The organism is Bradyrhizobium sp. 132 (genome assembly GCF_023074185.1).
Classification (GTDB): Bacteria; Pseudomonadota; Alphaproteobacteria; order Rhizobiales; family Xanthobacteraceae; genus Bradyrhizobium.
Genome location: NZ_JADPKY010000033.1, coordinates 135,261 through 159,238, shown reverse-complemented (window position 1 = coordinate 159,238; position 23,978 = coordinate 135,261). Strand labels below are relative to the sequence as shown.

General features: G+C 65.0%; 24 protein-coding genes. 9 read left to right on the top strand and 15 right to left on the bottom strand.

What is annotated here, in order from left to right:
• Positions 1 to 574: 574 nt before the first annotated feature.
• Positions 575 to 853 carry a hypothetical protein gene (locus IVA74_RS06140; protein WP_247340798.1) on the bottom strand — a complete coding sequence of 93 codons (279 nt, stop codon included), beginning with the start codon at positions 851 to 853 and terminating at the stop codon, positions 575 to 577.
• A gap of 276 nt (positions 854 to 1,129) precedes the next feature.
• Here IVA74_RS06140 and IVA74_RS06135 point away from each other — a divergent pair, with 276 nt between their 5' ends.
• Complete coding sequence (locus tag IVA74_RS06135; protein WP_247340797.1) at positions 1,130 to 1,573, top strand: hypothetical protein; 444 nt, start codon at positions 1,130 to 1,132, stop codon at positions 1,571 to 1,573.
• Positions 1,574 to 1,591: 18 nt separating this feature from the next.
• Here IVA74_RS06135 and IVA74_RS06130 read toward each other — a convergent pair whose 3' ends face one another.
• Entirely contained in the window at positions 1,592 to 2,434 is an 843-nt protein-coding gene (locus IVA74_RS06130; protein ID WP_247340796.1) for a GNAT family N-acetyltransferase, read from the bottom strand.
• A 110-nt stretch (positions 2,435 to 2,544) separates the two neighbouring features.
• Between IVA74_RS06130 and IVA74_RS06125 the strand changes: the two genes are divergently transcribed.
• Together IVA74_RS06125 and IVA74_RS06120 are read left to right on the top strand one after the other, a co-directional pair.
• Positions 2,545 to 3,249: an SDR family oxidoreductase gene (locus tag IVA74_RS06125; RefSeq protein WP_211399482.1), complete on the top strand. Its 705-nt coding sequence runs from the start codon at positions 2,545 to 2,547 to the stop codon at positions 3,247 to 3,249.
• A 271-nt stretch (positions 3,250 to 3,520) separates the two neighbouring features.
• The gene (locus tag IVA74_RS06120) at positions 3,521 to 4,345 is read left to right on the top strand and encodes an outer membrane protein (protein ID WP_247340795.1); all 825 of its coding nucleotides are present in this window, start codon (positions 3,521 to 3,523) and stop codon (positions 4,343 to 4,345) included.
• A 70-nt stretch (positions 4,346 to 4,415) separates the two neighbouring features.
• Here the strand turns inward: IVA74_RS06120 and IVA74_RS06115 are convergent, their stop codons facing one another.
• Entirely contained in the window at positions 4,416 to 5,471 is a 1,056-nt protein-coding gene (locus IVA74_RS06115) for a serine hydrolase (protein ID WP_247340802.1), read from the bottom strand.
• A 326-nt stretch (positions 5,472 to 5,797) separates the two neighbouring features.
• Between IVA74_RS06115 and IVA74_RS06110 the strand changes: the two genes are divergently transcribed.
• Both IVA74_RS06110 and IVA74_RS06105 read left to right on the top strand, forming a co-directional pair.
• Positions 5,798 to 6,211 (top strand): metalloregulator ArsR/SmtB family transcription factor, encoded by a 414-nt coding sequence (locus IVA74_RS06110; RefSeq protein WP_247340794.1) that lies wholly within the window; start codon positions 5,798 to 5,800, stop codon positions 6,209 to 6,211.
• Positions 6,211 to 6,702: an SRPBCC family protein gene (locus tag IVA74_RS06105; protein ID WP_247340793.1), complete on the top strand. Its 492-nt coding sequence runs from the start codon at positions 6,211 to 6,213 to the stop codon at positions 6,700 to 6,702. The genes IVA74_RS06110 and IVA74_RS06105 overlap by 1 nt, the downstream gene beginning before the upstream one ends.
• Positions 6,703 to 6,805: 103 nt before the next feature.
• Here IVA74_RS06105 and IVA74_RS06100 read toward each other — a convergent pair whose 3' ends face one another.
• The 3 genes from IVA74_RS06100 to IVA74_RS06090 are packed head-to-tail and all read right to left on the bottom strand — an operon-like array spanning position 6,806 to position 9,935.
• Positions 6,806 to 8,026, bottom strand: coding sequence for an ABC transporter substrate-binding protein (locus IVA74_RS06100; protein ID WP_247340792.1), 1,221 nt, complete (start codon positions 8,024 to 8,026; stop codon positions 6,806 to 6,808).
• Positions 8,027 to 8,048: 22 nt separating this feature from the next.
• On the bottom strand, positions 8,049 to 9,023 hold the full coding sequence (locus IVA74_RS06095; RefSeq protein WP_247340791.1) for a tripartite tricarboxylate transporter substrate binding protein: 975 nt from the start codon (positions 9,021 to 9,023) through the stop codon (positions 8,049 to 8,051).
• Between the two features lie 33 nt (positions 9,024 to 9,056).
• Positions 9,057 to 9,935 carry an IclR family transcriptional regulator gene (locus IVA74_RS06090; RefSeq protein WP_247340790.1) on the bottom strand — a complete coding sequence of 293 codons (879 nt, stop codon included), beginning with the start codon at positions 9,933 to 9,935 and terminating at the stop codon, positions 9,057 to 9,059.
• Between the two features lie 211 nt (positions 9,936 to 10,146).
• Between IVA74_RS06090 and IVA74_RS06085 the strand changes: the two genes are divergently transcribed.
• Complete coding sequence (locus IVA74_RS06085) at positions 10,147 to 10,989, top strand: hypothetical protein (protein ID WP_247340789.1); 843 nt, start codon at positions 10,147 to 10,149, stop codon at positions 10,987 to 10,989.
• A 4-nt stretch (positions 10,990 to 10,993) separates the two neighbouring features.
• Here IVA74_RS06085 and IVA74_RS06080 read toward each other — a convergent pair whose 3' ends face one another.
• The 4 genes from IVA74_RS06080 to IVA74_RS06065 form a co-directional block, all read right to left on the bottom strand.
• Positions 10,994 to 12,205, bottom strand: a complete 1,212-nt coding sequence (locus IVA74_RS06080) for an ABC transporter substrate-binding protein (RefSeq protein WP_247340788.1) — start codon at positions 12,203 to 12,205, stop codon at positions 10,994 to 10,996.
• Between the two features lie 46 nt (positions 12,206 to 12,251).
• Positions 12,252 to 13,103 carry a fumarylacetoacetate hydrolase family protein gene (locus tag IVA74_RS06075; protein WP_247340787.1) on the bottom strand — a complete coding sequence of 284 codons (852 nt, stop codon included), beginning with the start codon at positions 13,101 to 13,103 and terminating at the stop codon, positions 12,252 to 12,254.
• Positions 13,104 to 13,126: 23 nt separating this feature from the next.
• A complete protein-coding gene (locus IVA74_RS06070; protein ID WP_247340786.1) occupies positions 13,127 to 14,632 on the bottom strand; it encodes a bifunctional 3-(3-hydroxy-phenyl)propionate/3-hydroxycinnamic acid hydroxylase in 1,506 nt (501 codons plus the stop codon).
• Between the two features lie 75 nt (positions 14,633 to 14,707).
• Positions 14,708 to 15,499, bottom strand: coding sequence for a DNA-binding transcriptional regulator (locus IVA74_RS06065; protein WP_247340785.1), 792 nt, complete (start codon positions 15,497 to 15,499; stop codon positions 14,708 to 14,710).
• A 147-nt stretch (positions 15,500 to 15,646) separates the two neighbouring features.
• On the opposite strand from IVA74_RS06065, the gene IVA74_RS06060 reads away from it, so the two are divergent.
• Together IVA74_RS06060 and IVA74_RS06055 are read left to right on the top strand one after the other, a co-directional pair.
• Positions 15,647 to 16,630 (top strand): VOC family protein, encoded by a 984-nt coding sequence (locus tag IVA74_RS06060; protein WP_247340784.1) that lies wholly within the window; start codon positions 15,647 to 15,649, stop codon positions 16,628 to 16,630.
• 36 nt (positions 16,631 to 16,666) lie between these two features.
• Positions 16,667 to 17,629 carry an MBL fold metallo-hydrolase gene (locus tag IVA74_RS06055; RefSeq protein ID WP_247340783.1) on the top strand — a complete coding sequence of 321 codons (963 nt, stop codon included), beginning with the start codon at positions 16,667 to 16,669 and terminating at the stop codon, positions 17,627 to 17,629.
• A gap of 12 nt (positions 17,630 to 17,641) precedes the next feature.
• Here IVA74_RS06055 and IVA74_RS06050 read toward each other — a convergent pair whose 3' ends face one another.
• Both IVA74_RS06050 and IVA74_RS06045 read right to left on the bottom strand, forming a co-directional pair.
• Positions 17,642 to 18,304 (bottom strand): response regulator transcription factor, encoded by a 663-nt coding sequence (locus tag IVA74_RS06050; protein WP_247340782.1) that lies wholly within the window; start codon positions 18,302 to 18,304, stop codon positions 17,642 to 17,644.
• Positions 18,301 to 19,686 carry a HAMP domain-containing sensor histidine kinase gene (locus IVA74_RS06045; protein ID WP_247340781.1) on the bottom strand — a complete coding sequence of 462 codons (1,386 nt, stop codon included), beginning with the start codon at positions 19,684 to 19,686 and terminating at the stop codon, positions 18,301 to 18,303. The genes IVA74_RS06050 and IVA74_RS06045 overlap by 4 nt, the downstream gene beginning before the upstream one ends.
• Before the next feature lie 192 nt (positions 19,687 to 19,878).
• Between IVA74_RS06045 and IVA74_RS06040 the strand changes: the two genes are divergently transcribed.
• Positions 19,879 to 20,763 (top strand): DUF3280 domain-containing protein, encoded by an 885-nt coding sequence (locus tag IVA74_RS06040; RefSeq protein ID WP_247340780.1) that lies wholly within the window; start codon positions 19,879 to 19,881, stop codon positions 20,761 to 20,763.
• A gap of 13 nt (positions 20,764 to 20,776) precedes the next feature.
• On the opposite strand, the gene IVA74_RS06035 is transcribed toward IVA74_RS06040, so the two are convergent.
• Genes IVA74_RS06035 through IVA74_RS06025 form a run of 3 tightly spaced genes read right to left on the bottom strand, consistent with a single transcriptional unit; the run spans position 20,777 to position 23,812 of the window.
• Positions 20,777 to 21,808 (bottom strand): L-idonate 5-dehydrogenase, encoded by a 1,032-nt coding sequence (locus IVA74_RS06035; RefSeq protein WP_247340779.1) that lies wholly within the window; start codon positions 21,806 to 21,808, stop codon positions 20,777 to 20,779.
• Between the two features lie 25 nt (positions 21,809 to 21,833).
• Complete coding sequence (locus IVA74_RS06030) at positions 21,834 to 22,601, bottom strand: SDR family oxidoreductase (RefSeq protein ID WP_247340777.1); 768 nt, start codon at positions 22,599 to 22,601, stop codon at positions 21,834 to 21,836.
• Positions 22,602 to 22,612: 11 nt separating this feature from the next.
• Complete coding sequence (locus IVA74_RS06025; protein WP_247340775.1) at positions 22,613 to 23,812, bottom strand: mandelate racemase/muconate lactonizing enzyme family protein; 1,200 nt, start codon at positions 23,810 to 23,812, stop codon at positions 22,613 to 22,615.
• Positions 23,813 to 23,978: the final 166 nt, after the last annotated feature.

Sequence of the window (23,978 nt, the reverse complement as noted above, 5' to 3'; positions counted from 1 at the left end):
CTCCGCCCTGCGAAACCATTCGCGCCGATGTGATCGGCGTCCACCGCCGCCCGGCCCGCGTTCGTGACGATCGCGATACGCCCCTCTTCCTTGGGCCGGAGTGAGTAATTACTAACAAAAATCCGAATTCTAATAAAGCGAAATATTTTGCCGTCGTTCCGTTGACCCCGCGCTTGGGATGTTTCGCCCGACGCGACGCAAGGGATTGTGGCCGGCAATCAATCCGGGGCGGTCGGCACCCGCGTCGTCCGTGCGAGCGCCTGGACCCGCCCTGTCGTCGAATAGCCGCCGCCATCGGCAGTTCACCCGGTGATCGAAAGTGAGGTGCAACATGAGAACGAGAACGGCACGTCCGTCGTTACCCAGAGCGGTGGTCTGGCGCAGGTCTAGGTCAAGATCGAGAAGGAGACCAGGCGCACGACGGTTTATCGCCGCAGCGGTAGAAACAGTGCCATCGTGACACAGGGCACTGGAAATCCGCAGGACATGCCGGACTGGCTGCGCAAGCAGCAGGGCCGCTGACGCACGAAGGCCCATCGTCCGTCATGGACGATGGGCCACATCGTGAAGGGCGTTACCAGTTGCGATAGACGCCGGTCAGGGTGCCGTTGTTGTTGCCCTCCGGGCCGACATCGCCCTGCGTCGAGCTCGGCGCCGGATGGTTGGTGCCGTTGAGCGAGCCGTACGGTCCGGCCGGATAGTACGCGCGTGGCTGAACCGGTTGGTAAGCGGGGGCGGTGCGGTCCCATCCCACGCGCGGTCCGTTCCAATCATAGCCCTGGGCCGAGGCGGCCGTCGTGCCCGCGACGAGCGAAGCCGTGATCAGGCAGAGGAGTTTTGAGTTGTTCCGCATTCGAGATGCTCCTTGCTTGTGTCGCGAGACAACGGCCGCAGTGCGGGAGCGTTCCGGACGCGATCGGCGGAAGCGATCAACTCCGATCAACTGGTTATGAAGTCCGCGGAACAAGTGCGACATCAGCCGGGAATCCCGCGCGTCTTGCCGCAGCTTGTTCCCCGTTAATCCCATGCCTTAACCAACAATTAATTATACGTTTGCGGGTGGGCGACAGCCCGGCCTAGCGTGCGGTGGGGAGCCGTTTTCGCGAAGCCAAACGAGTTGGTGCGTATCATGATGTCCAGATCACAACACGGGGCCTTGCTTGCCTCGCTCAGCGCAGCCGCGCTGCTCCTTGCCCCCAGCGACAGTTTTGCCAGACCCGGCGGCGCCGTCGCGCACGCCGCCGCGCCGTCCGGCCCGGTGGCGCGTCCGCCGATTGCGCCAGGCGCCCGTTTCCGCGGCCGTAACACACCCTGGGTCTATTGGCCGGGCGGTGGCGGGTTCTTCTATGACAACGCAGGATACGGCCAGCCTTTCGCCGATTCCGGCCAACCGGTCTCCAGCGACGTGCGCTACACCTATACGTACGACGTTCCCTGGGACTGGACGCATCGCTTCCCGCCGAACGTGGTGCCGTCCGACCGGCCCTATGTGCCGAGCTGTCCGACCGAGCAGGTGACTGTGCCGGGTCGCGGCGGCGGCGAGCATACCGTCAACATCATGCGCTGCTACTGAGCGGCGCATTTCCCTCAGCTAGCCCAGCTCAAAACTCGTCACGCCGAAGACGCGGTCGATCCGCAGCGGCGGGATCGGCCCTGTGTACATCCGCGCCGTCTCGAACACCGGCGCGAGGCCGAGCGATTCCGCGAGCGCAATCGCCTCGCGATTGACGGCGGGAACGTCGAGGAAGACTTCGCCGTCACCCGCACTTGCCAGCAAGGCCTGCGCGATCGCTTCCGCCGCCGCGCGGTCGTCGGCAACGAGCGGGCCGATCTTGCGGCCCGTCCGGCACGGCCGGATCACGCCCCATGCCGCGAGCTTGCCGTCGCGCAGAAGCGCGCGACCGATATGTCCCGACGTGTCGATCCAGGCACGCAGGAAGCCGGCGCGCGGGGCCGGGAAGACCGTTGCATCGTCGGCTTCAACGCGCGCGAACGGGATCGTGTCGAGCGCAACGACATCGGCGGGCGGCCTCAGTGGCGCGGCGACGATGCCGCCATAGCGGATATTGGCGTAGGCGAGCTGGAAGCCGGATTTTTTGTAATTATCCTGCTGCGCCACGACGCCATCGAGGCCGATGACGCGGGTGCCCGCATGCGCGATCGCGGCGTTCCAGATGCGCAGCCCGTGGCCTCTGTCGCGAAAATCCGATCGCACGATGTAGAAGCCCAGGAAGGCGAAGCGATCATCGTAGTTGACGCAGGAGACGGTCGCGACCGGCTCGCCGTCGATCTCGCCGACGAAGAAGCCTTTCGCGTCCGGGATCGCGAAACAGGCGGCATCGGAGAGGCCCGGATTCCAGCCTTCGGCCGCGGCCCAGTCGGCGGCGATGGATATCTCCTCCGGGCGCAAATTGCGGATCTGCAAATCGCTCATCTTTCAAATTGCTCGCGACGGTGGACCTGCCGGCAGGTCCGGCGGTAGAAGGCCTCATGATAGGCCGGGCCTGCGGCTCGCCTCAACGATATCACAGAGGATGATCGGTCATGGCAGCAGAGAAGGTCGCACTCGTTACCGCCGGCGGCAGCGGCATGGGGGCAGGGGCTGCGCGTCGGCTCGCAGCCGACGGCTTTCGCGTCGCCATCCTGTCCTCCTCCGGCAAGGGCGAGGCGCTTGCAGCCGAGCTCGGCGGGCTAGGGGTCACCGGTTCCAACAAGTCGAACGACGATCTGAAGCGGCTTGTCGACGGGGCGTTGGCCAAATGGGGACGCATCGACGTGCTCGTCAACAGCGCGGGTCATGGGCCCCGCGCGCCGATCACGGAGATCACCGACGAGCAGTGGCACACCGGCCTCGACACTTACCTGCTCAACGTGATCCGTCCGACACGGCTGGTGACGCCTTTGATGCAGGCACAGAAGGCCGGCGCCATCATCAACATCTCGACCGCCTGGGCGTTCGAGCCGAGCGCAATGTTTCCGACGTCCGCCGTGTTCCGCGCCGGCCTTGCCGCCTTCACGAAGATCTTCACCGACACCCATGCCGCCGACAACATCCGCATGAACAATGTGCTGCCGGGCTGGATCGACAGCTTGCCGCAGACCGATGCTCGCCGCGACAGTGTGCCGATGCAGCGCTACGGCAAGGTCGAGGAGATCGCCGCGACGATCTCGTTCCTGGCGTCCGACGGAGCGGCCTACATCACCGGCCAGAACATCCGCGTCGACGGCGGACTGACGCGTTCGGTCTGAGACGCGGAGAGTCGAATCGCGTTCCGCGCTGTTGTCGTGATGCGACACGGGCGTGCGTCGTGCGTCGCGGAGGAGGGATAACGTGTGGCCCTTGGGTCACACCCGTCGCGCGTTCGCGCGCCGCACGGCTCACATTACGTCACAGTCCCTATGAACTTCGCCGCAGCCCAAGACGGCACGGGACCGGCGGCCTATGCCCGATCTGCGGCGGACGCTTTCCGCCCGCGCGCATTCGAAACGCGAGATCAATCGCGTGGGCAAGGAGACTGCAATGAAGAAGTTTTTGCTGGCGGTTGCCGCGATTGTTGTGGGCTCCGCATCCGTGCAGGCGGCCGACCTCGCGGCGCATTACACCAAGGCGCCCGTGATGGCGCCGGCCTACAGCTGGACGGGCTTTTACGTCGGCGGCAATGTCGGCGGGCAGTGGGGCAGCGCGGACCCGACCACCACCACCCTGTTTCCGGTCGCCGCCTATTTCGCGGACTCGAGCGTCACCGCCATCGGGACCGTCGGCGCCCAGCGCGTCAATAGTTCCAGCGTGACCGGCGGCTTCACGGCCGGCTTCAACTGGCAGGTCAACCAAGCCGTGCTTGGTCTCGAAGGCGACATCAACTATTTCGGCTTCAAGGGCAGTGCGACCGGCTCGGCGCTCTATCCCTGCTGCGCGCCGACTGCTTTCACGGTGTCATCGTCGGTCTCGGCGGACTGGCTCGCGACCATCCGCGGCCGCATCGGCTTCCTCGCGACGCCGAGTTGGCTGCTCTATGCCACCGGCGGCGCGGCCATCGCCGAGGTGAAGGGCAACTTCGCCTTCACCGATACTTTCGCAGCCGCGACCGAGTCCGGAACGATCCGCGACACCCGTGTCGGCTGGACCGCTGGCCTCGGCGGCGAATACGCGGTCGGCGGTGGCTGGTCGCTCAATGCCGAATATCTCTACGTCGATCTTGGTCGCAGCAGCGTGACCAGCAACAATCTCTTCGTCGGTGTGGCGCTGCCGGCGCAGACCTTTACCCACTCGATCGATCTCAAATCGAACATCGTGCGCGTCGGCGTGAACTACAAGTTCGGCGGACCGGTCGTCGCCAGATACTGAGCATCCCGTTCCGACCCTGGCGTGGAAAGCCCCGGCACAGCCGGGGCTTTCTGTTTTCGCGGGGGACGGTTCAGTGCGAAGCCACGAGGCGCGCCAGCGCGGGCAGGATCTTGTAGCGCGCGATCTCGTGCGGATATTCGCCCCGGTTGGCGAGCAGGACGATGCCGATCCGCCGCGCCGGCACGAGGCCGATATAGCCGGAGGCGTTGTTGAGGCCGCCCGGCTTGTCGACGACGGTGACGCCCGGAAGACGCACCGTCTCCCAGGCCATTCCCTGTCCGAACTTCTCGTCGATGCGGAAGATCTCGTGCTGTGTCATCCACAATGCCTCGCGCAAGTGAGGGTCGATCGACCGCCCGTCGACGCAGGCCGCAACGAAGGTCGCGAGATCCCGCGGCGAAGAGAACATCTGGCCCGTGCCGGGAAAATCAAAATAGCTCTGCTGGTCGCCGATCGGGCCGATCGTCATGCCCTGATCCGAATAGCCCTGGACCGCGCGGTGCATCCAGGTCTCGTCCATGACGGCACGGCTATCTTCGCCGCGTTCGGGCACGGAGGTCGCATTCATGCCGATCGGCTTGAGGATGCGCTGTTCGAACAGGGCCGCGATCGGCGTGCCGTAACAACGCTCGAGCACGAGCTGAAGCAGCACGTAGCCGGCGTGGCTGTAGACGCGCTGCTTGCCGGGCATCGCGCCAGCCTGCGGTCTCCAATTGTTGAACATGTCGATGAACTGCGCGCGCGTAAAAGTCCCGTCCGGCCAGGGCGGATGGTCGGTCGGCAGCAGCATGCCTGAGGTGTGCGTGACAAGCTCGCCGACCGTGACGCGGCGGATATAGTCGCCGGTGAGCTCTGGGAGATATTTCGGCAGATGATCATCGAGCCGGAGCTCGCCGCGGAGGGTGCCGAGCGCGACCAACGTCGCCTCGAACGGCTTGCGCAGGGAGCCGAGGTTGAACAGCGTGTCCGGCGTGACCGGCCTCTGCGTGGCGTCGTCCGCAAAGCCGTAATTGAAGAACTCGACATGGCTGCCGGCATAAAGCGCAACGGCAAGGCCGCCCGGCTGGTCGGGCGTTGCGGTCGGCGCCAGCTCATTCGCGACGATGTCGCGCATCTGCGCGATCATGTCGGAATCCGCGGCGGCGCGGCGCGGGCACGCCAGCGCGAGCGGAACGAGCGCCGCCCGGGCGAACGCCCGCCGGGTAAGGTGTGATGATGAGGTGACAACAGACGGCACGGCTCTGACGCATGATGCGATGCGCCCCCGGCTCTCTTTTAGCGGGAAGGGCCGTGCCCCCCAATTCACGATTGCGCGTTGTAGGTTCCGCATGAGTGGTCCGTAGCCCGGATGGAGCGAAAAGCTTCATCCGGGCTACCGGTCGGCAAAATTTAACTTAGCCAATTAGCTAACAAATATTGACGCCGGACAGCAGTGACCCTATAGTTAGCTCCATGGCTAACCAATTGTCCCGGCTCGATCAGGTCTTTTCCGCACTCGCCGATCCCACCCGGCGGGCGATCGTGATGCGGCTCTGCGCCGGCGAGGCGTCGGTCGGCGAACTCGCCGATCCCTTCGAGATGGCGCTGCCGAGCTTCATGAAACACATCCATGTGCTGGAGACGAGCGGGCTCGTTCTGTCGGAGAAGTCCGGCCGCGTGCGCACCTGCCGTCTCAGCCCGGACACGCTCGTCGGAGCGGAGGACTGGTTCCAGCAGCAGCGCGCGATCTGGGAGGCGCGGCTCGACCGCTTCGAGGCCTACGTGATGAAGCTGAAGAAAGACAAGGAGAGGGCGGGCGCCAAACGGCCGTCCAACAAAATCAACAGGACAACCGGCAAGACAACCAAACGGAAAGGTTCCGAGTGATGACGAATTCTGCCAATCCCGCCCTGTCGCAGTGGTCGCTCGACCGCGAGATCGTGATGTCGCGTGTGATCGACGCGCCGCGCGATCTGGTGTTCGAGGCATGGTCCGACCCGAAGCATCTGCCGCAATGGTTCGGGCCGAAGGGTTTCAAGCTCGAGACCTTCGAGATCGACGTGCGCGTCGGCGGCGTCTGGCGCTTCAACATGATCGGCCCCGACGGCACCGTCTATCCGAACCGCATGCGCTTTCGTCGCATCGAGCGGCCGTCTTTGATGGAGATGGACCACGGCACCGACCAGGACGAGGATCCCGGATTGTTCCGCTTCACCGTCACCTTTGCCGAGCAGAGCAACGGCAAGACGGTTCTGATGATGCGGCAGCTGGCGTCGAGCACGGCGCAGCGCGACGGCATGATCAACTTCGGTGCGGTCGAATACGGCTACCAGACGCTGGACAAGCTCGCCGCGTATGTCGGTGGGCTGAAGAGCTGAAGGAGATCGCGCGGCCGCCTGCCGCGCGCTCACTCCTCATGGCCGGGGCTAAACCCGGCCATGAGGAAGATGACAGAATTGGGCCACCCCTTACTGAACAGCCTTACTCCTTCGCCTCATCCGTCACGATGCCGCCGAGCTTCTGCCAGCGCTGGCCATCGAATTGCACCATCTGGAACTGCTTGTTGACGCGATAGTCGGTCGGGCTTGTCGTCACGGAAATCCCAGGCAGCGTCAGGTCGAGCTCGATGTTCCGGAGATTGGCGGCCTGACGCATCACGTTCTCGCGGGTGAGATCGTCGCCGCATTGCTGCAGCACCTGCACCAGGAGCTGGGACGTGATGTAGCCGTAGACGTTCAGGTTCGAATCCTTGTCGCCGTCCGGATAGTACTTCGCCATGAAGGCGAGATAGCGTTTCATGCCGGGATCGTCCTTCCACTCGGGATCGGCGGAATCCTTGACATAGCCGACGCTGACGACGCCCTTGGCGTTGTCGAGTCCGGCGGGTTTCAGCACCGCGCTGACCGAGGAGGCGTTGATGTCGATGATGTGCAGCGGCTTCCAGCCGATCTCGGCGATCTTCTTGATCGCCTGCGCGGCCTGCTTCGGCGTCGTGGCGCTGAACAGCACGTCCGCGCCGGCATCCTTCAACCGCAGGATCTGCGAGTCGATGGTCGGCTCGGTGATCTCGTAGGACGTCTCGGCCACGATCATCTTCGCCTTGTCACCGAGACCTGCTTTGAAGCCGGCGAGGTAATCCTTGCCGAGATCGTCGTTCTGATAGAGCACGCCGATCCTGGCGTTCGGATAGTTCTTCAGAAGATATTGCGCGTAGATGCGGCCCTCGACGAGGTAGGAAGGGTTGAAGCCCATGGTCCAGGGGAAGTTCTTCGGATCGGTGAAGCGCGCCGCGCCCGTTGCCGCGAACAGCTGCGGGACCTTCTTGGCGTTGAGATATTTTTGCACTGCGACATTCGGCGCCGTGCCGATGATCTGGAAGGTCAGCAGCACCTCGTCGCTTTCGACCAGCTTGCGGGTCTGCTCAACCGTCTTCGGAGGCGAATAGGCGTCGTCATACTGAATCAAGTTGACCTTGCGGCCGTTCACGCCGCCCTGGTCGTTGATCATCTTCATGTAGGCTGCCTGGGTCTTGCCGATCACGGCATAGGCCGAGGCCGGACCGCTGAGCGGGACGGTCTGGCCGACCTTGATCTCCGTGTCGGAGGCGCCGGGATCGTATTTCTTTTGCGCCTGTGCGGTCGGGATCGACAGCGCGAGAACGAGCGCGGATGCCGCGGCGCGTTTGATAAGTGCGTTTTTCATTTCCATTCCCTGTTCGTGACCGTCACTCGCCCTTGAGGCCCGCCTCGCGGATCAGCCCGGTCCATTTCTGCGTCTCGTTGTCGATGAACTGGCCGAACTCGGCCGCGGTGCCGGCGCGCACTTCGAGGCCCTGTGCGGTCAGCTTGTTCTTGATCGCCGGCTCGGCGAGCGCGCGCAAAACTTCGGCCTGCAGTTTGTCGACGATGGCGCGCGGCGTCGTCGATGGCGCCATGAAGCCGTACCAGCCGGCGGCAGCCACATTGGGAAAACCCTGCTCACGCAGGGTCGGCGCTTGCGGATAGAGCGCACTGCGTTCGGCCGAGGCGACGCCGAGCACGGTGAACTTGCCGCTCTGGATGTAGGGCAGGGCGGTCGGCAGCGCCGTCAGCGTGGCATCGACGCGGCCGGCGAGCAGCTCGGTGTAGGACGCCGCATCGCCACGGAAGGGAATGTTGAGACCCTTGACGCCGGCATCCCTGAACAGGAGTTCGCCGGCAAGATGCGGCTGCGAGCCGGCGCCGGGTGAGGCGAAGGTCAGTCCGTCCGGTTTCGATTTGCCGTAGGCGATCAATTCGGGAAGCGTCTTGAACGGCGCGTCCGCGCTGATGATCAGGAACAGCGGCGCGATCACCGCCATCGCGACCGGCTGCAGATCCTTGCGGTCGTAGGTCAGCTTGCCGAACAGCGCTTCGGCGGTGGCGTAGGGCGCCGCGACATAGAGCAGGGTGTAGCCGTCGCCCGGCGCATGCGCGACCGTGTCGTTGGCGATGCGCGTGCCGGCGCCCGGCTTGTTTTCGACGATGAATTGCTGGTGCAGGTTGCGGCCGAACTCTTCGGCCAGCAGCCGCAGCGAAATGTCGTTGGAGCCGCCGGGCCCGTAAGGCGAGATCAGCCGCACCATGCGCGACGGCCAGGCGTCCTCAGCGTGCGTGGAGAATGGAAGTGCGGATAGCGAAAGGGCGAGGGTGCCCAGGAATGTTCGCCGTGTGACGGTCATGATGGCCTCCCGGTGGAGCGCCAATTTTCGTGTTCATCGCCTGGCGCTCTTCTTGTTTTGCTTCTGTGTCTCGACCGGTCCGGCCGCGCCCACGATGGCGCGGATGCTGTCGGCAAGAGCGGCAATGCGCGGGCCGATCTCGCTCTCCAGCTGGCCGGGTTGGAGCCGGAACGCGGGAATGCCGCAATTGATCGAAAAAGCCTGCCTCGCCTCGCTCGCATGAAACAGCGGCGCGGCGACGGCATGGATCGAGGCCATGTACTCGCCGAAGCAGGTGCAGAAGCCACGGCTGGCGCATTGTGCGAGGCCAGCGCGGTATGTCCCGCGGAAGGCTGACCACAGCTCGGTGTCTTCGCTCGCGATGCGCTCTTCGAGCAGCGCGGCATCGGCCTGCGGCAAGATCGCCGCCGCGGCACGGCCCATCGCCGTCATCACCACGGAAATGGGCATGCCGATGTCGGGGACGTGCCGGCCGACGTCGCCGGAACGCGCGGTCTCGACATAGATCATGGAGGTCGCATCGAGCAGGCCGATCGAGACCGTGCCGCGCACGCTCTGCGCCAACTCCTGCATCATGGGCCGCGCGACCTGACGGAACTGCATGTCGGCGAGCAGCGGATGCGCCATGCGAAGCGCTCGCGCGCCGACGCGATATTTGGCGCGTTCGGAATCGTAGCGGAGGTAGCCGAGCTCGGCGAGCGTATGCGTCAGCCGCGCCACCGTCGGCCGCGGAATCCCGGTCAGCGTCGACAGCTCCATGTTGCCGAGCTGCGTCGCCCCCGCCTTGAACGCTTCGAGCACCACGAGGCCTTTTGCCAGCGTCGTCGCAAACGCGGCGTCATCGGCGCTCGAAGCCAGCACGGCGGCGGCCGACGAGGAAGCGCGGATCGGTTTGGACGCGGTTCGAGCCATGCAGGTTTAATGAACCCGGTTATGCCTTTTGTCCAATAGATTCAGAAAATGCGTACTTGTGTCCACTATACGGACGATCGGCTATTGCTTCGGCCGGGACAAAATGGACGCGACGATCACTGCAGCAACACCGATTTTTGTCGCGATTCCGTGGCTTGTCGTGACAGGATTATTACCATCAGACGTCATATCGATTACGGCGGAGCGCTTCATGTTGCAGTGGCAGGCACGGTCAAATCCCCTCGCGTGGTGGTGGGGGTCCCTGACGCTGGTCAGTGCTGCCAACATTCTCGTCTGGTTCATGCTGTACCGCGAGTTCTACCCGACGCCTGCCGGCAGCATCAGTGGCGGCTCCGACATCGGGCTGATGTTCCTGCTCTGCGCGGGTTATGTCTTCGGCTGCGCCTTCCGCTCGTTCCTGCCGCGCGCCGACGTGCAGCGCATCTGTCTGTTCGACACCTGGCTCTCCAGCATCTTCGTCGGCCGCACGGTCGCGACCGTGGCCGAACTGTGCTTCGTCGCGCAATGGGCGATCATCCTGCATCAACTCGGGATCATGACGGGCGCCGAGACGGTCGTGAACATCGCGTGGGTGATCGTGCCCATCATCATCATCGCGGAGTGCTTCTCCTGGTACGCGGTGGTGACGACCAACTTCCTCTTCAATGCGATCGAGAATTCATTGTGGGCGGTGACATTCTTCCTCGCGGGCATCGCGCTGTGCCGGCTGATGCCGGAATTCCTGGGGCCGGTGCGTTGGGCGCTGATTGCCGGCATCGTCGGCATCGCCTGCTTCCTGGCCTTCCTCGTCACCTTCGACGTGCCGATGTATCTCAGCCGTTGGCGGGCCGGGCATGAAGAGGGCAACCGATTGCTCGGCTTCCTCGAAGGCCTGCATGACGTCTCGACGCGCTGGGTCGTGACCCACGACATCGCGCACTGGAAGGGCGAGCTGACCTGGATGTTCCTGTATTTCACCGCCGCCGTGTGGTCGAGCCTCGCGCTCTGTGCGCTCTACGCGATGGAAGGCTATCTCACCCGCTTTCTCGCCTGACGGCTTATTTGCCGACCAGGCCGCATTTGCTGCGCTCAAGCGGGCGGAAGGCCTGGTCGGGCGGGATGGTCGCGACCAGCTTGACGAAGTCCCACGGCCCTTTTGATTCCTCCGGCGTCTTGACCTGCACCAAATAGAGATCGTGTATCATGCGCTGGTCCTCGCGGATGCGCCCATTGGGTGTGTAAGCGTCCGAAACGGGCGTCGCCTTCATCCTGGCCATCACCGTCGCGCTGTCGTCCGAGTCGGTATCCTTCACGGCCTGCAGATAGTGGCGCACGGCGGAATAGACCCCGGCCTGGATTTGCGACGGCATTGCCTTGCGGCGGGCGAAGAAGGCATCGGAGAATATCCGGGCTGCCGGCGAGACGTCCTCGAAGAACGAGGTGACGATGAGATCGCCGCGCGTCGCCTTCAACCCGACGGCCTGGATATCGACGTTTTGGAACGACATCGGCACGATTTTCATGCCCTGGTCAGCAAGGCCGAATTCTTCGGCCTGCTTGATCGCGGTGGCGTTGTCGCCGGCGACGTTGATTGCCAGGATTTTTGCGCCCGAGGACTGCGCCTGGAGCAGGAATGAACTGTAGTCGGGCGTGCCGAGCTGCGCCTTGACGCTGCCGGCGACCTTGCCGCCAAGCGAGATGATGCGTTCGCGGGCGGTTGCCTCGATCGAGTGGCCGAAGGCATAGTCGCCGGTGATGAAGAACCACGGCTCCTTACTGGTCTGCATGACGCCGGAGACCACGGCGGTCGCGGTCGAATAGGCGTCCTGGGTCCATTGCACGCTGCTCGGTGCACAGGCTTCATCGGTGAGCTGGTTGGCGCCGGCGCCGGAGACGAGGAAGATTTTCCCGTTGCCGCGCACCAGTTCCTGCACCGCGAGCGCAGCACCGGAGCTGCCGCCGTCCGCGATCGCCTGCACGCCGTCGCTGAACCATTTGCGGGCGAGCGATGCCGCGAGGTCCGGCTTGTTCTGGTGGTCGGCCTGCAAGATCTCGATCGGTTTGCCGTTGATCTTGAAGCCGAACTCCTCCGCCGCCATCCGCGCCGCCTCGGCCGAGCCCGGGCCCATCGCGGTCGCGAATATCCCGTTCATGTCGGTGAGGACGCCGATGCGGACGACATCGCCCTTGATTTCCGCGTGCGCGGTGGCGCCTGCGAGCGCCAGCGCGATCAGCAGGATAGCAGTCGATGTCGTACGAAGCGTGCTCATGGCGTTTCCCGATCCTGTTGTCGTTTTGATTGATTGGTGCCCGCCGTCAGGCCGGTTCGGCGATGACCTTGTTGCGCAAATTTCCGATGCCGGAGATCTCGACCTCGACGGTGTCGCCGGGACGCATCCACAGTGGCGGCGTGCGCTTGGCGCCGACGCCGCCGGGGGTGCCCGTGACAATGACGTCGCCGGGGACGAGCGGGCAGATCGCCGAGATGTAGGCGATCAGCTCGGGTATCGCGGTGATCAGGAGATCCGTGGTGGTGTCCTGCACAACAGCGCCGTTCAGGCGCGTCTGCAACGTCAGCTTCGACGGATCGGGGATCTCGTCCGTCGTCACCAGCCACGGGCCGAAACTGCCGCTCTCCGCAAAGGTCTTGCCGGAGAGGAACTGGCTCGTGTGCCGCTGCCAGTCGCGGACGCTGCCTTCGTTGTAGCACGAATAGCCGGCGATGTGGTCGAGCGCGCGGCTCGCGGGGATGTGACGGCCTTCCTTGCCGATGACGAGCGCGAGTTCGCCTTCGTAGTCGAAATCGTCGCTGACTTTCGGCTTCACGATGGGCTGGAGGTGTCCGACCTGGCTGCAGGGAAAACGTACGAACAGCGCTGGCTTCTCCGTAACGGTGCGCCCCGTTTCGACAACATGGTCGCGATAGTTGAGACCGACACAGATGATCTTTCCGGGATCGGGAATGACGGGGGCGAAGGTGATCTTGTCCAGTGGATGATCGGGCGCCGCGGACACGGCGAGCTTTGCCGCCTCGGCAACGCGATTGGTTTCGAGCAACTGCCGCAAATTGGTGCAGCCTGCCATGCGTGCGCCGAGATCGACGACGCAATTATCCCTGACGGCTCCGAAGGAGGGATGCCCGTTGGCGATGAATGAGAGCAGCTTCATGAGATATCCTTGAGAGAAGTCGGTCAGGCCGCGGACGGCACGTGGGTTGGCGTGATGGCGGCAATGAGCCGGTCGAGCTCGGTGTCGTTCCGGGCGGTGCCACGGACGTAGCGGTCGGGGCGAACGAGTGCGGCAATGATGCCGTGCTCGCGCAGCCATGGCCCGACGCCTTCGGCGTCGTCGCTGATCAGGATGTCGATTCCTGCCTGCGACAGAGCGAGACGTGACGAGAGCGTGGCCGCGCTCTCGACGAGCAGCACGTGGCAGTAGCCGATCCGGTCGTCGCCGCGGCGGCCGTCTTTCAGCTCGAACTGCGGCGCCAGATGTCCGGCGAGAGCCAGATCGCCGAGCGCAAGGCCGGGACCGAGCAGGGGCTTTTTGACGTGCAGCTTGACCGGTGCATTCTCGCGGGCTTCGCCGGCGGCAAGGCCCGCTTCGATCGCCTTGGTGTTGATGACGCCGCCCAGCCGGATAGCGAGCTCGATGAACTCGCGCACGTGCGGCTGGCGCTCGCGCTGATAAGTGTTGAGCAGATTTGCCTCCGCCCGTCCGTGCAGGACCGCGGCAAGCTTCCAGGCAAGGTTAGCGGCATCCCGGATGCCTGCGCACATGCCCTGACCGAGGAAGGGCGGGGTCTGATGTGCGGAGTCGCCGGCGAGCAGCAGACGACCGCTCCGCCATTGCTGCGCAATGACGGAATGAAAGGTGTAGACCGCGGCGCGCTCGAGTTCGGCATCCTCGGGCGTGATCCAGCGCGACAGCAGCTCCCATACATGTGCCGGCTGCGCCACCTCGTGGGAGTCCTCGTCCGGGAGAACCGTGATCTCCCAGCGCCGCCGCGTGCCTGTGCCGCGAACATAGGTCGCCGGCCGGCGCGGATCGCAATGCTGGATGCTGTAGTCGCCGAGATCGTCGCGGTCGCGCTTGAGCAGCACGTCGATCACGAGCCAGCGCTCGTGGAAGCCGAGATCGTCCATGCCTGAGCCGATGAAGCGGCGCACCAGAGATCTGGCACCGTCGCAACCGATGACATAGCCGGCGCGGACTTCGCTCAGCTTCCCGTTGGAAAGGTCTTCGTAACGGACGCGCACGCCGGTCTCGTCCTGATCCAGCGCGAACACCTCGCAGCGGCTGCGCAAGGCGACGTGCGGCCAGCGCGCGAGGCCAGCGATCAGCTCGTCTTCCAGGTCGGGCTGGTGGAAGCGATAGCTGAGATTCCATCCCATCGGCGTCAATGTCTGTGGCCGCGACCAGTCCAGCAGCATCCGGCCGTCGGCGTCGAGAAAGAGCATGCCGGGGCTGAGGATGACATGCGGCAGGATCGCCTCGGCGAGGCCGATGGTCTGGAACACCCGCATGCATTCGTCGTCGAAATGTACTGCGCGCGGCAGATGATAGGTCCGCGCCTCGCGCTCCAGCACCAGCGTCCGTACGCCGCACAAGCCGAGCAGGTTGGCGAGCGTGATCCCGACCGGGCCGCGGCCGACGATCACCACGTCAAACTCTTCAGGAGCGAATTTATCTTGCATGGGGTATCTCTTCCCCAAGCGATGCCGCCGCATCAACGCCGCCGTGCCAAGTGTCCGCCCAGCGGACGGCCTCGCCTAGATCTCGAGCGGAATGGCCGACGCCGTTTCCTGAAGTTGCGCTGCAAACTGGGCGACCGCCTCCTCGATCCCTAGCGCCGAGCGGATCCAGATGATCGAGATGCAGCCGAACACGGCGCCATTGCGCACGATAGGGACCGCCATCGAGGCGGTCTTGGGATTGTATTCGCCCTCGCTGCGGATCGCGTAGCCCCGCGCTTGCGTCTCGGCGACCATTCGGTCGAGGCGGCCTTCGTCGAGGAAAGGGCGATCTTCGGCCTCGTCGATCCGGCGTAAATGATTGACGATCAGCTTGCACTCGCGCGCGGGGCACGCGGCGAGATAGGCGCGGCCCGCCGAGGTCCGCAGCATCGGCAGGCGCTTGCCGATCATGCCGCGGTCGATCGAGAGCGGGCTGCGCGAATGCGTGGTCTCCTGCACCACCATCGCGGCGTTCTCGTAAGTCGAGAGATCGACCGGCCAGACCAGGGTCTTGCTCAGCTCGGCGAGGAAAGGTGCCGCCGCCTGGCAGATCACTACGCCGGGATCGTAGCCGTCGCCAAGGCTGAGCGCCCGCCGGGTTACGCGAAAACGGTCGTCGCTGGCGCTGCGGGCGACATAGCCCAGTTCCTCCAGTGTCGCGAGCAGGCGGTAGACGGTCGGGCGAGGCAGGTCGAGCGCGCGCGCCACGTCGCCGGCGCGGATGCCGCCGGAGCGGTTGACTTCGTGCAGCACGTCCAGCCCGCGCTCGAAAGCGCGGACGCCCTCAGACTGCCGCGGCTGACCGTTCCGCGTCCGCTCCTTGGACACTTGGTATTTCCTCTCTTGTGGCCCGCAGCCTTGCGATTATCGTCTTCGCGAACGCGAAGCGATTGCGGGGCGCCACCGTAGGAGCGCGCGAGGCCGGTATCAAGTTCGCCGCAGTGCGGCGGACGCGATGCCCTCGGGAGGAATTCGATGGAAATCACCGCGCTCGGCTATATCGGGATCAACTCGTCGCAGCTCGACCAGTGGGACCGGATGGCGACCGGGCTGCTCGGCATGCAGCAGGTCGATCGCGGCGGCAAGATGTGCGCCTTCCGCATGGACGATCGCAAGCAGCGGCTGATCGTCGATGGCAGCAGCGATGCCGGCCTTGCGGTGATGGGATGGGAGGTTCTGTCGACCGCCGAATTGAACCATTTGGCCGGCCGGCTGGAAAGCCATGGGGTCAGGGTGACGCGGGGATCGCGCGCGCTGGCCGACGAGCGGCGTGTCGCCGAGCTGATTGTGTTCGGCGATCCCGCCGGAAACCGGCTCGAGGCCTTCTCCAAACCGGAGCTTGCGACCGAGCCGTTCAAGCCGGGACGGCCGATCTCGGGTTTCCGCACCGGTGCGCTCGGCATGGGGCACGTCGTGCTCAATGTCGAGGACGTCGAGCCGCTGGTGCCGTTCTATCGTGACGTGCTCGGCTTCCACGTCTCCGATTTCGGCCTCAAGCCCTACGGACTTTATTTCTTCCACGTCAACGGCCGTCACCACTCCTTTGCAATGGTTGGCTCGGGACGAAAGGCGCTGCACCATTTCATGATCGAGCTCGGCAGCCTCGATGATGTCGGGCAGGGCTACGACCTCGCGCAGCTGGACGACGGCCGCGTCGCCTACACGCTCGGACGGCACACCAACGACCACATGACGTCATTCTACGTGAACACGCCGTCTGGCTTCTTCATCGAATATGGCTGGGGCGGGCGCGTGATCGAGCCTGCGACCTGGCAGCCGCACGAGACCTTTGACGGTCCGTCGCTGTGGGGCCACGAGCGGCTCTACATGCCGGAGGAGCAGCGCAAGCGCCTGCGCGACATGAGACTGGATGCAGCGTCGCGTGGCGTTCGTGTGGCCGACCCCCACATGCCGCCGCTGAACTGCGCGTGGCTGGATTCAGTGGTCGCGCGCGAATGATCCGCGGCCACGATGTGACATCCAAGAAAGGACAATATGTTTGGGACCCTCTCGAGGGCATGCTTCGTGCTGCTCGCATTCGCCTCAGCTGCCTCGGCCGATCCGATCAAGGTCACACTGTTGGGCACCGGCGTGCCGACGCCGCGGCCGACCAGCTTCAGTGCCTCGACGCTGGTGGAGGCGGGCAGCGAAAAACTGCTGTTCTATCTCGGCCGCGGTTCGACGATGCAGCTCTACAAGCTGAAGATTCCTCTTGGCGCGATCACCGCCAACTTCATCACGCATCTGCATTCAGACCATATCGTCGGCCTTCCCGATATGTGGCTGACCAGCTGGCTCGCCACGCCCTGGGCATCGCGCAAGGGGCCGATGAAGCTTTATGGCCCTAAGGGCACCGTCGCCATGACGGAGAACCTGACCAAGGCGTTCACGGATGACATCCGCATTCGTATCGACGACGAGCATCTCGATCCGGTTGCGGCCACTTTCACGGCAAAGGACATCGGGCCTGGGCTGGTCTATGAGAACAATGGCGTCAAGGTCACCGCGATCGAGGTCGATCACGGCGACAAGATCAAGCCGTCTTTCGGCTACGTCGTCGCGTATGGCGGTCACAAGGTCGTGCTCTCGGGCGACACCAGGTACGATGAGCGCATCGCGACGGCGGCTGAAGGCGCCGATTTGCTGATACACGAGGTCGCGGTGATCGAGCCGGAGCTGCTGGTCAGGAATCCCGTCTACAAGGACATTCAGGCACACCACACCTCGCCCGAGGAAGCCGGCCGCATTTTTGCTTCCGCCAGGCCCAAACTCGCCGTGTACTCCCACATCGTGTTCGGCACGGTAAAGCCGGCGCCCGACATTCCGGAGGAGCCGCTGATCCTGCGCACGCGGACGGAATACAAGGGACCGCTCCTCGTCGGGCGAGACATGATGTCGTTCAGGATCGGCGACACGGTCGAGGCGTTTGCACCTGACGGAGCGAAGCTGGCGCCATAGCGCAGGGAGCGATCAGGCCTCGCCGAGATCGACTTCCGTCAATATTCCCTGGCGTAGCGCCAGCCGGACCAGCTCGATGTCGGAGCCGACGCCGAGCTTGTCCTTGATCAGGGAATGCAGGTTCGCCACCGTCTTCGGGCTGACATGGAGCGTCTCGGCGATCTCGTCCGTCGTGTTCTCGGCGAGCAGCAGCCGCAGCACCTCGAACTCGCGCGGTGTGAGGACGTCGGCGGCCGAGCTTTCCCCGGCGAGCCGGCTCAGTGCGAGTTCATGGTCGATGTCGGGGCTGATGGCGATCTTGCCGGCCAGCACGTCCATCACCGCGCGCACCAGCGTCTCCGGCGGACTGGTCTTGGTGACGTACCCCTTGGCGCCGGCGCGGATCGCTTGCACGGCAAAGCCGGCATTCTCATGCATGGTGAAGACGAGAATCCTCGCGCTCTTGTCCCACTGCCTGATGCGCCTGACCGCCTCGATACCGCCGATGCCGGGCATGCTCAGATCCATGATGACGAGATCGGGCGCCTCGGATTTGAACAGACGATAGGCCTCCGCGCCGTCGGCGGCTTCGGCGATGACGCGCAATCCCGGCTGCTTCTCGAGCACGGAGCGATAGCCCTCGCGGACGACGGAATGGTCGTCGACCAGCAAAATGGTCGCGTCGGCCGCGCTCATGCGGCGCGCTCCAGCGGCTGCCGATCGGCGGCTGCGAGCGGAATGACCACGCGCAGTGCAGAGCCGCCGTTCGGCGCGGCCTCGAAGCTCAATTGGCCGCGCAAGGCGGCGACGCGCTCACGCATGCCGAGCAGGCCCATTCCGGATTTCGCGACGGGATCGGTCGCGCGTCCGTCATCGTCGATCGCAAGCGCGATCTCGCTGGCCCCCATCGTCAATTCCAGGCTGACCCGCGTGGCGACGGCATGCTTGGCGGCGTTGGTGAGCGCCTCCTGCACGATGCGGTAAAGGCTGGCGCTGATCGTGGCCGGCAGCGTCTCGAACGCCCCGTCGAACCGGATCGAGAAACGTGTCTCGCCGCGGCTGCGCCCGTTCCAGCCCGCGACCAGGCCTTCGAGGCTGGCGACCAGCCCGAGCTCCTCGACATCGGGTGGCCGCAGCCGGAACAGCGTGCCACGCAGCGTCTCCATCATGCCGGTTGCGGTCCGCGCGATGCCGTCGCATTCGCCAAGCAGGGAAGGGCAGTCCTGCGCGGCGGTCTGGCGGGCGGAGGAGGCGAGCGCGCGGATGGCGGCGAGCGACTGGCCGAACTCGTCATGCAGCTCGCGCGCGAGATGGCGGCGCTCCTCGTCCTGGAGCGCGATCAGCTTTCGCGTCAGCTCGCTGCGTTCGGCAAGCGCATTGTCGAGGCTTTCGGCGAGATGGTTGAATCCGTCGCCGATCGCGGAGAGCTCGGCAAGGTCGAACGGCGGCAGCCGTGTGGTGAGGTCGTTGGCGGCAATCCGCTCGAGGCCGGTGCGGATCATGCGGGTGGGGCGCAGCGCGCGTGCCAGCGCGGCGTAGACCAGCGCGCAGAGCAGCGGCAGCGCGATCGCCAGCGCCAGCATCAAGCGGCCGGCCTCGTGCCAGGCCTCCGCCGTCTGCACGGCCGGCTCGACCGAGACCACGGCCTCGCCGAGCTTCGCTCCGCGCACGATCACAGGCCGTGCGGCTTCGCGGCCGGGGTCGAACAGGCCGCGATAGAAGGCCGCGAAAACTTGCGGCGGCGGGCTCGCCGGGACCGGCGCGCCGCTACAGAAGCGCTGGAGGATGTCGCCGCTCGTGCCGCGGAACGCCAGGCACAGGCCGGGCGTCATCACATAGGCCGAAACGGGGTCGAGGTTGGGAAAGTCCGAGCGCGGACTGGCAACCCACTGGATCTTGCCCTGTTGCAGCTCCAGCGTCTTCGCCACAATGGCGGCGATATCGTCGAGGCGCGCATGCGCGGCGCGGTCGGCCGTAATCAGGAAATAGGCGGAGATCGCGGCGAAGCAGGCGGCCGATATCGCGGCCACGCGCAACGTCAGACGGACTTTGAGATCGAACCTCGGGCGGTTCCACATCGGCGGGCACCTGGTGCGAATGGGTTTGTCGCGCCCGCATTAAACGGCAGAACGCAACCGGCGGAAAGCCGCCAGGCGTGACTACGGTGTACCGTCGTGAAATTTTCCCGGCGATCGCCGGGACCGGCGCTGCTGCATGGCCTGATTCCGCCGTCCAGATTGGCGCGCCGCTCCGTCCCACGAGGCCCTTTCATGCACCTGCGCCGGTTGATCCTCTCTGCTTGTTTGCTTGTCGTCCTTCCGGCGTCTTATGCGCTGGCCGGCGCCGAGACCGCCCTCGGCGTCGCCATGGACGACTTCAGCTATACCGATACGTCGGCTGAACCGGCCAACCAGACCGCCGCCCACGAGCGACGGCTGTCGGCCTTCATGGCCGCGCTGCGGCGAGACATCGGCGGAGACCGGCGCTACCGGCTCGTGCCGTCGGCGCAGGACGGCGCGGCGTTCAAGGTCATCGGCGGCATCCAGAAGACGAGCACGTTGGTGCAATGGGCCAAGGTCGCCGTCATCGACGTTGGCGCCAGGAAGGTCGTGATGGACAAGCTCTACACCTTCCGCGGCGACAATGATGAATCATGGGAGCGCGCCGAGACCTTCGTGTCCCGCGAGGTGATGGCCGCGCTCGGCACGCCCGCGCCGATCGCGCTGACGGTGTTCGAATTCGAGCTCGACGACAACACCGCGGCACCGGCCGCCGGCCTCGCGGCCGCAGATGCATCCTATCTGGCCGAAGTGACCGGCAGCGTCCGCGACGCCCTCGGCCAATCCGGCCGCTACCGCCTCGTCGATGTCGGCAGTGCAAACGAGGAGGCGGTGAAGGCGCGCGCGCTACGCGACTGCGGTGGCTGCGAGGCGGCGATTGCGCAAAGGCTCGGCGCGGATCAGTCGCTGATCGGGGTGGTGCGGCGGGTTAGCCGCACCGAATACACGCTCGGATTCCAGGTGCGCGATGCAAAGACCGGCGCCGTGCTCGCACGCGGCGACAGCGGCCTGCGCCTGGGCGCGGACTATTCGTGGAGAAGGGGCGCCGTGCGGCTGGTCAGCGACCGGCTGATCGAGAGCCAGCCGCGGCAATAGGCTTCAGGCGGCTTCAGAAGGTCAGCTGCACCTTCATCGACTGCGAGCGGTCGCTGGCGAGCTCGAATGCCGCGACCGCGTTCTCGAACGGCATCGCCGCCGTAATCAGCGGTTTCACGTCGATCAGGCCTTCGCCCATCAGCCGCACCGCAAGCTCGAACTCGGGATCGAAGCGGAAGGTGCCGCGCAACTGCAATTCCTTGGCGACGATGGAGTTGATCGGCAGCGTCATCTCGCCGCCGAGGCCGAGCTGCACCAATGTGGCGCCGGGCCTGAGCACGTCGAGCGCGGTGCGCAGCGCGGCCTGGTTGCCCGAGGCTTCGAACAGCGTGTCGAACACACCCTTGCCGGTGCGCCAGGGATCAAGCGCCGTGGCATCGGCCACGACATTGATGGCGTGAGTGGCACCGAGCTTTCTGGCGACCGCAAGCGGGGCCTCCGCGACATCTGTAACCACGATCTCGGCCGCGCCGCCGAAGCGCGAGACCAGGATCATCAGTGCGCCGATCGGGCCGCAGCCGGTGATCAGCACGCGCTTGCCGAGCAGGGGGCCGGCCTGCTTGCCGGCATGCAGGCACACCGCGAGCGGCTCGGCGACCGCGGCTTCCGCCAGCGACAGCTTGTCCGCGATGGGCACGGCCTGCGTCGCATCGACCGTGACGAACTCGCGAAAGCCGCCTTGCACATGGGGAAAGCGCATCGCGCTGCCGAGGAAGCGCATGTCGAGGCACTGGTTGCGCATGCCTTCCTGGCAATGCAGGCACCGGCCGCACGGCTTGCTCGGATTGACCGCGACGCGCGTGCCGGCCTTTACGCCGGTGACGCCGTCACCGACATCGGCGACCACGCCGGCGATCTCGTGCCCCAGTGCCATCGGTTGCTGGATGTGCACGACGCCGAAGCCGCCGTGATGATAGTAGTGCAGATCGGACCCGCAGATGCCGCCGTTCGCGATCTTGACGCGGACTTCACCCGGACCAGGCGCTGCATCTGGATAGAGGTCGATCCGCAAATCTTTCGGTGCGTGAATGACGACGGCGCGCATGGGTTCGTTCCTTGGTTCTTCGCGATCACATCGCGGCGATCATGCCGCCATCGACATAGATGATCTGGCCGTTGACATAGGTGGAGGCGTCGGACGCCAGGAAGATCGCGGCGCCCACCAGCTCGTCCGGTCTGCCCCAGCGCTTCGAGGGGACGCGGCCCATCAGCCAGCTATTGAAGTCGGTGTTGTTGACCAGCGCCTCGTTCATGTCGGTGAGCATGTAGCCGGGGCCGATCGCATTGGCCTGGATGCCGTGCTGGGCCCATTCCACCGCCATCGATCGGGTCAGGTTCTTGATGCCGCCCTTGGCGGCGGTGTAGGGCGCGATCGTCGGACGCGCGAGTTCGCTGCCGAGTGAGCCGATATTGATGATCTTGCCGTGCTTGCGCGGGATCATGCGCTTGGCCGCCTCGCGGCCGATCACGAAGGCGCTGGTGAGGTTGGTCTCGATCACCTTGCGCCACTCGTCGGTGGTGAACTCCACGAGCGGCTTGCGGTGCTGGATCCCGGCATTGTTGACGACGATGTCGATCGCAATGCCTTGTCTGTCGAAGCCGTCGAAGGCTGCGACGATTGCGGGCTCGTCGGTGACATTGAAGGCGGCGCCTTCGGCCTGGTGGCCGGCGGCGCGAAATTCGGCGACGGCTTGCTCCACGCGCTTGGGATCGACGCCGTTGACGATGATCCTGGCACCGGCCTTGGCCATGCCCTCTGCGATGGCGCGGCCGAGGCCGCGGGAGGAGCCGGTCACGAGCGCGGTGCGGCCGGAAAGGTCGAAGAGGGCGGTGCTCATCTCAAATATCCCTAGGCGTTGGAACGGCGCACGGTCAGATCGGAGCGGTCGAATACGGCGGGCAGAAGGTCGACGCCGAGGCCGGGCCCTTCCATCGGATAGACAAAACCGTCCTTGATCGTGGGCATGGTGGTGACGAGCTCATTGTACCAGCCCTTGTAGAAGGCGCGCACCGATTCCTGGATCAGCGTGTTGGGCTGGCTGAACGACATGTGGATGGCGGCGATGAAGCCGATCGGGCCGATGCAGTCGTGCGGTGCGAAGGGCCGGTGATAGGTTTCGGCCATCGCCGCGATCTTGCGGCCCTCGGTGAGGCCGCCGGTCCAGCACAGATCCGCCATCACCACATGCATGGCGTCGCGGTCGAGCATGTCCTTGTAAGGGAAGCGCGAGCCCAGCGTTTCGCTGGCGCAGACCCAGACGTCGGTGCAGCGGGCATATTCGGCCAGCGCCTGCGGCGAGTTCATCCGGATCGGGTCTTCGTACCAGGTCGGCTTGTAGGGCTCGAGAGCGCGCGCGATCTGTTTGGCGGTGGGCAGGTTCCAGAGCGAATGGAGCTCGACCATGATCTCCATCTTGTCGCCGACCGCTTTTCGGATCTTCTCGAACGGCTCGATCGCCTGCTTCATCTGCGCGGCGGTGATGTAGAGACCCTTGTTCTCTTGCGCCGCCGGATCGAACGGCCAGATCTTCATGGCGGAGATGCCGCTCTCCAGCAGGTTTTCCGCGAGCGCATCGGCGCGGTGCATGAAGCCGTCGAGATCCTCGTAAGGACTCTTGGAAGCACCGAGATTCCAGTTGGCGACCGGGCTGATATTGGTCGAGCGGACATATTGGGTGCCGGCGCAGGTGTTGTAGATGCGCTGCTTGTCGCGGCAGAGGCCGCCGAGCATCTGGTGCACCGGCTGATTGCAGACCTTGCCGAACAGATCCCACAGCGCGATGTCGATCGCCGAGGCCGCGCGATATTCGACCCCGGTCGAGGACTGTGCCATCGGCAGGTTCAGCATGTCGCGATGGATCGCCTCGATGTGCAGCGGATTGCGGCCGAGCAGGCGGCCGGCAAAGGTGTCGTGAATCTGCGCTTCGACCGCGCCGGCGCCGTAGAAGGTTTCGCCGAGACCGATCATGCCCGTGTCGGTGTGGACGCGCACCCAGATGACGTTGGAGAATTCCTCGGTGCGCAGCGTCTCGATCCACGTGATCTTCACGGCAATACTCCTCCCATCGCGGGGCGCGCGCAGCGCCGTCTTGTTGTCATTCTGCACCGGAGCAGGGTGCGGGCACGGACGGAATCTTACGCCTGGTTGTAATATATCACAACATGTTTTAAGGATATCACAAGCAAGGCACCGCTCTTCAACGACTGCGCGGGCC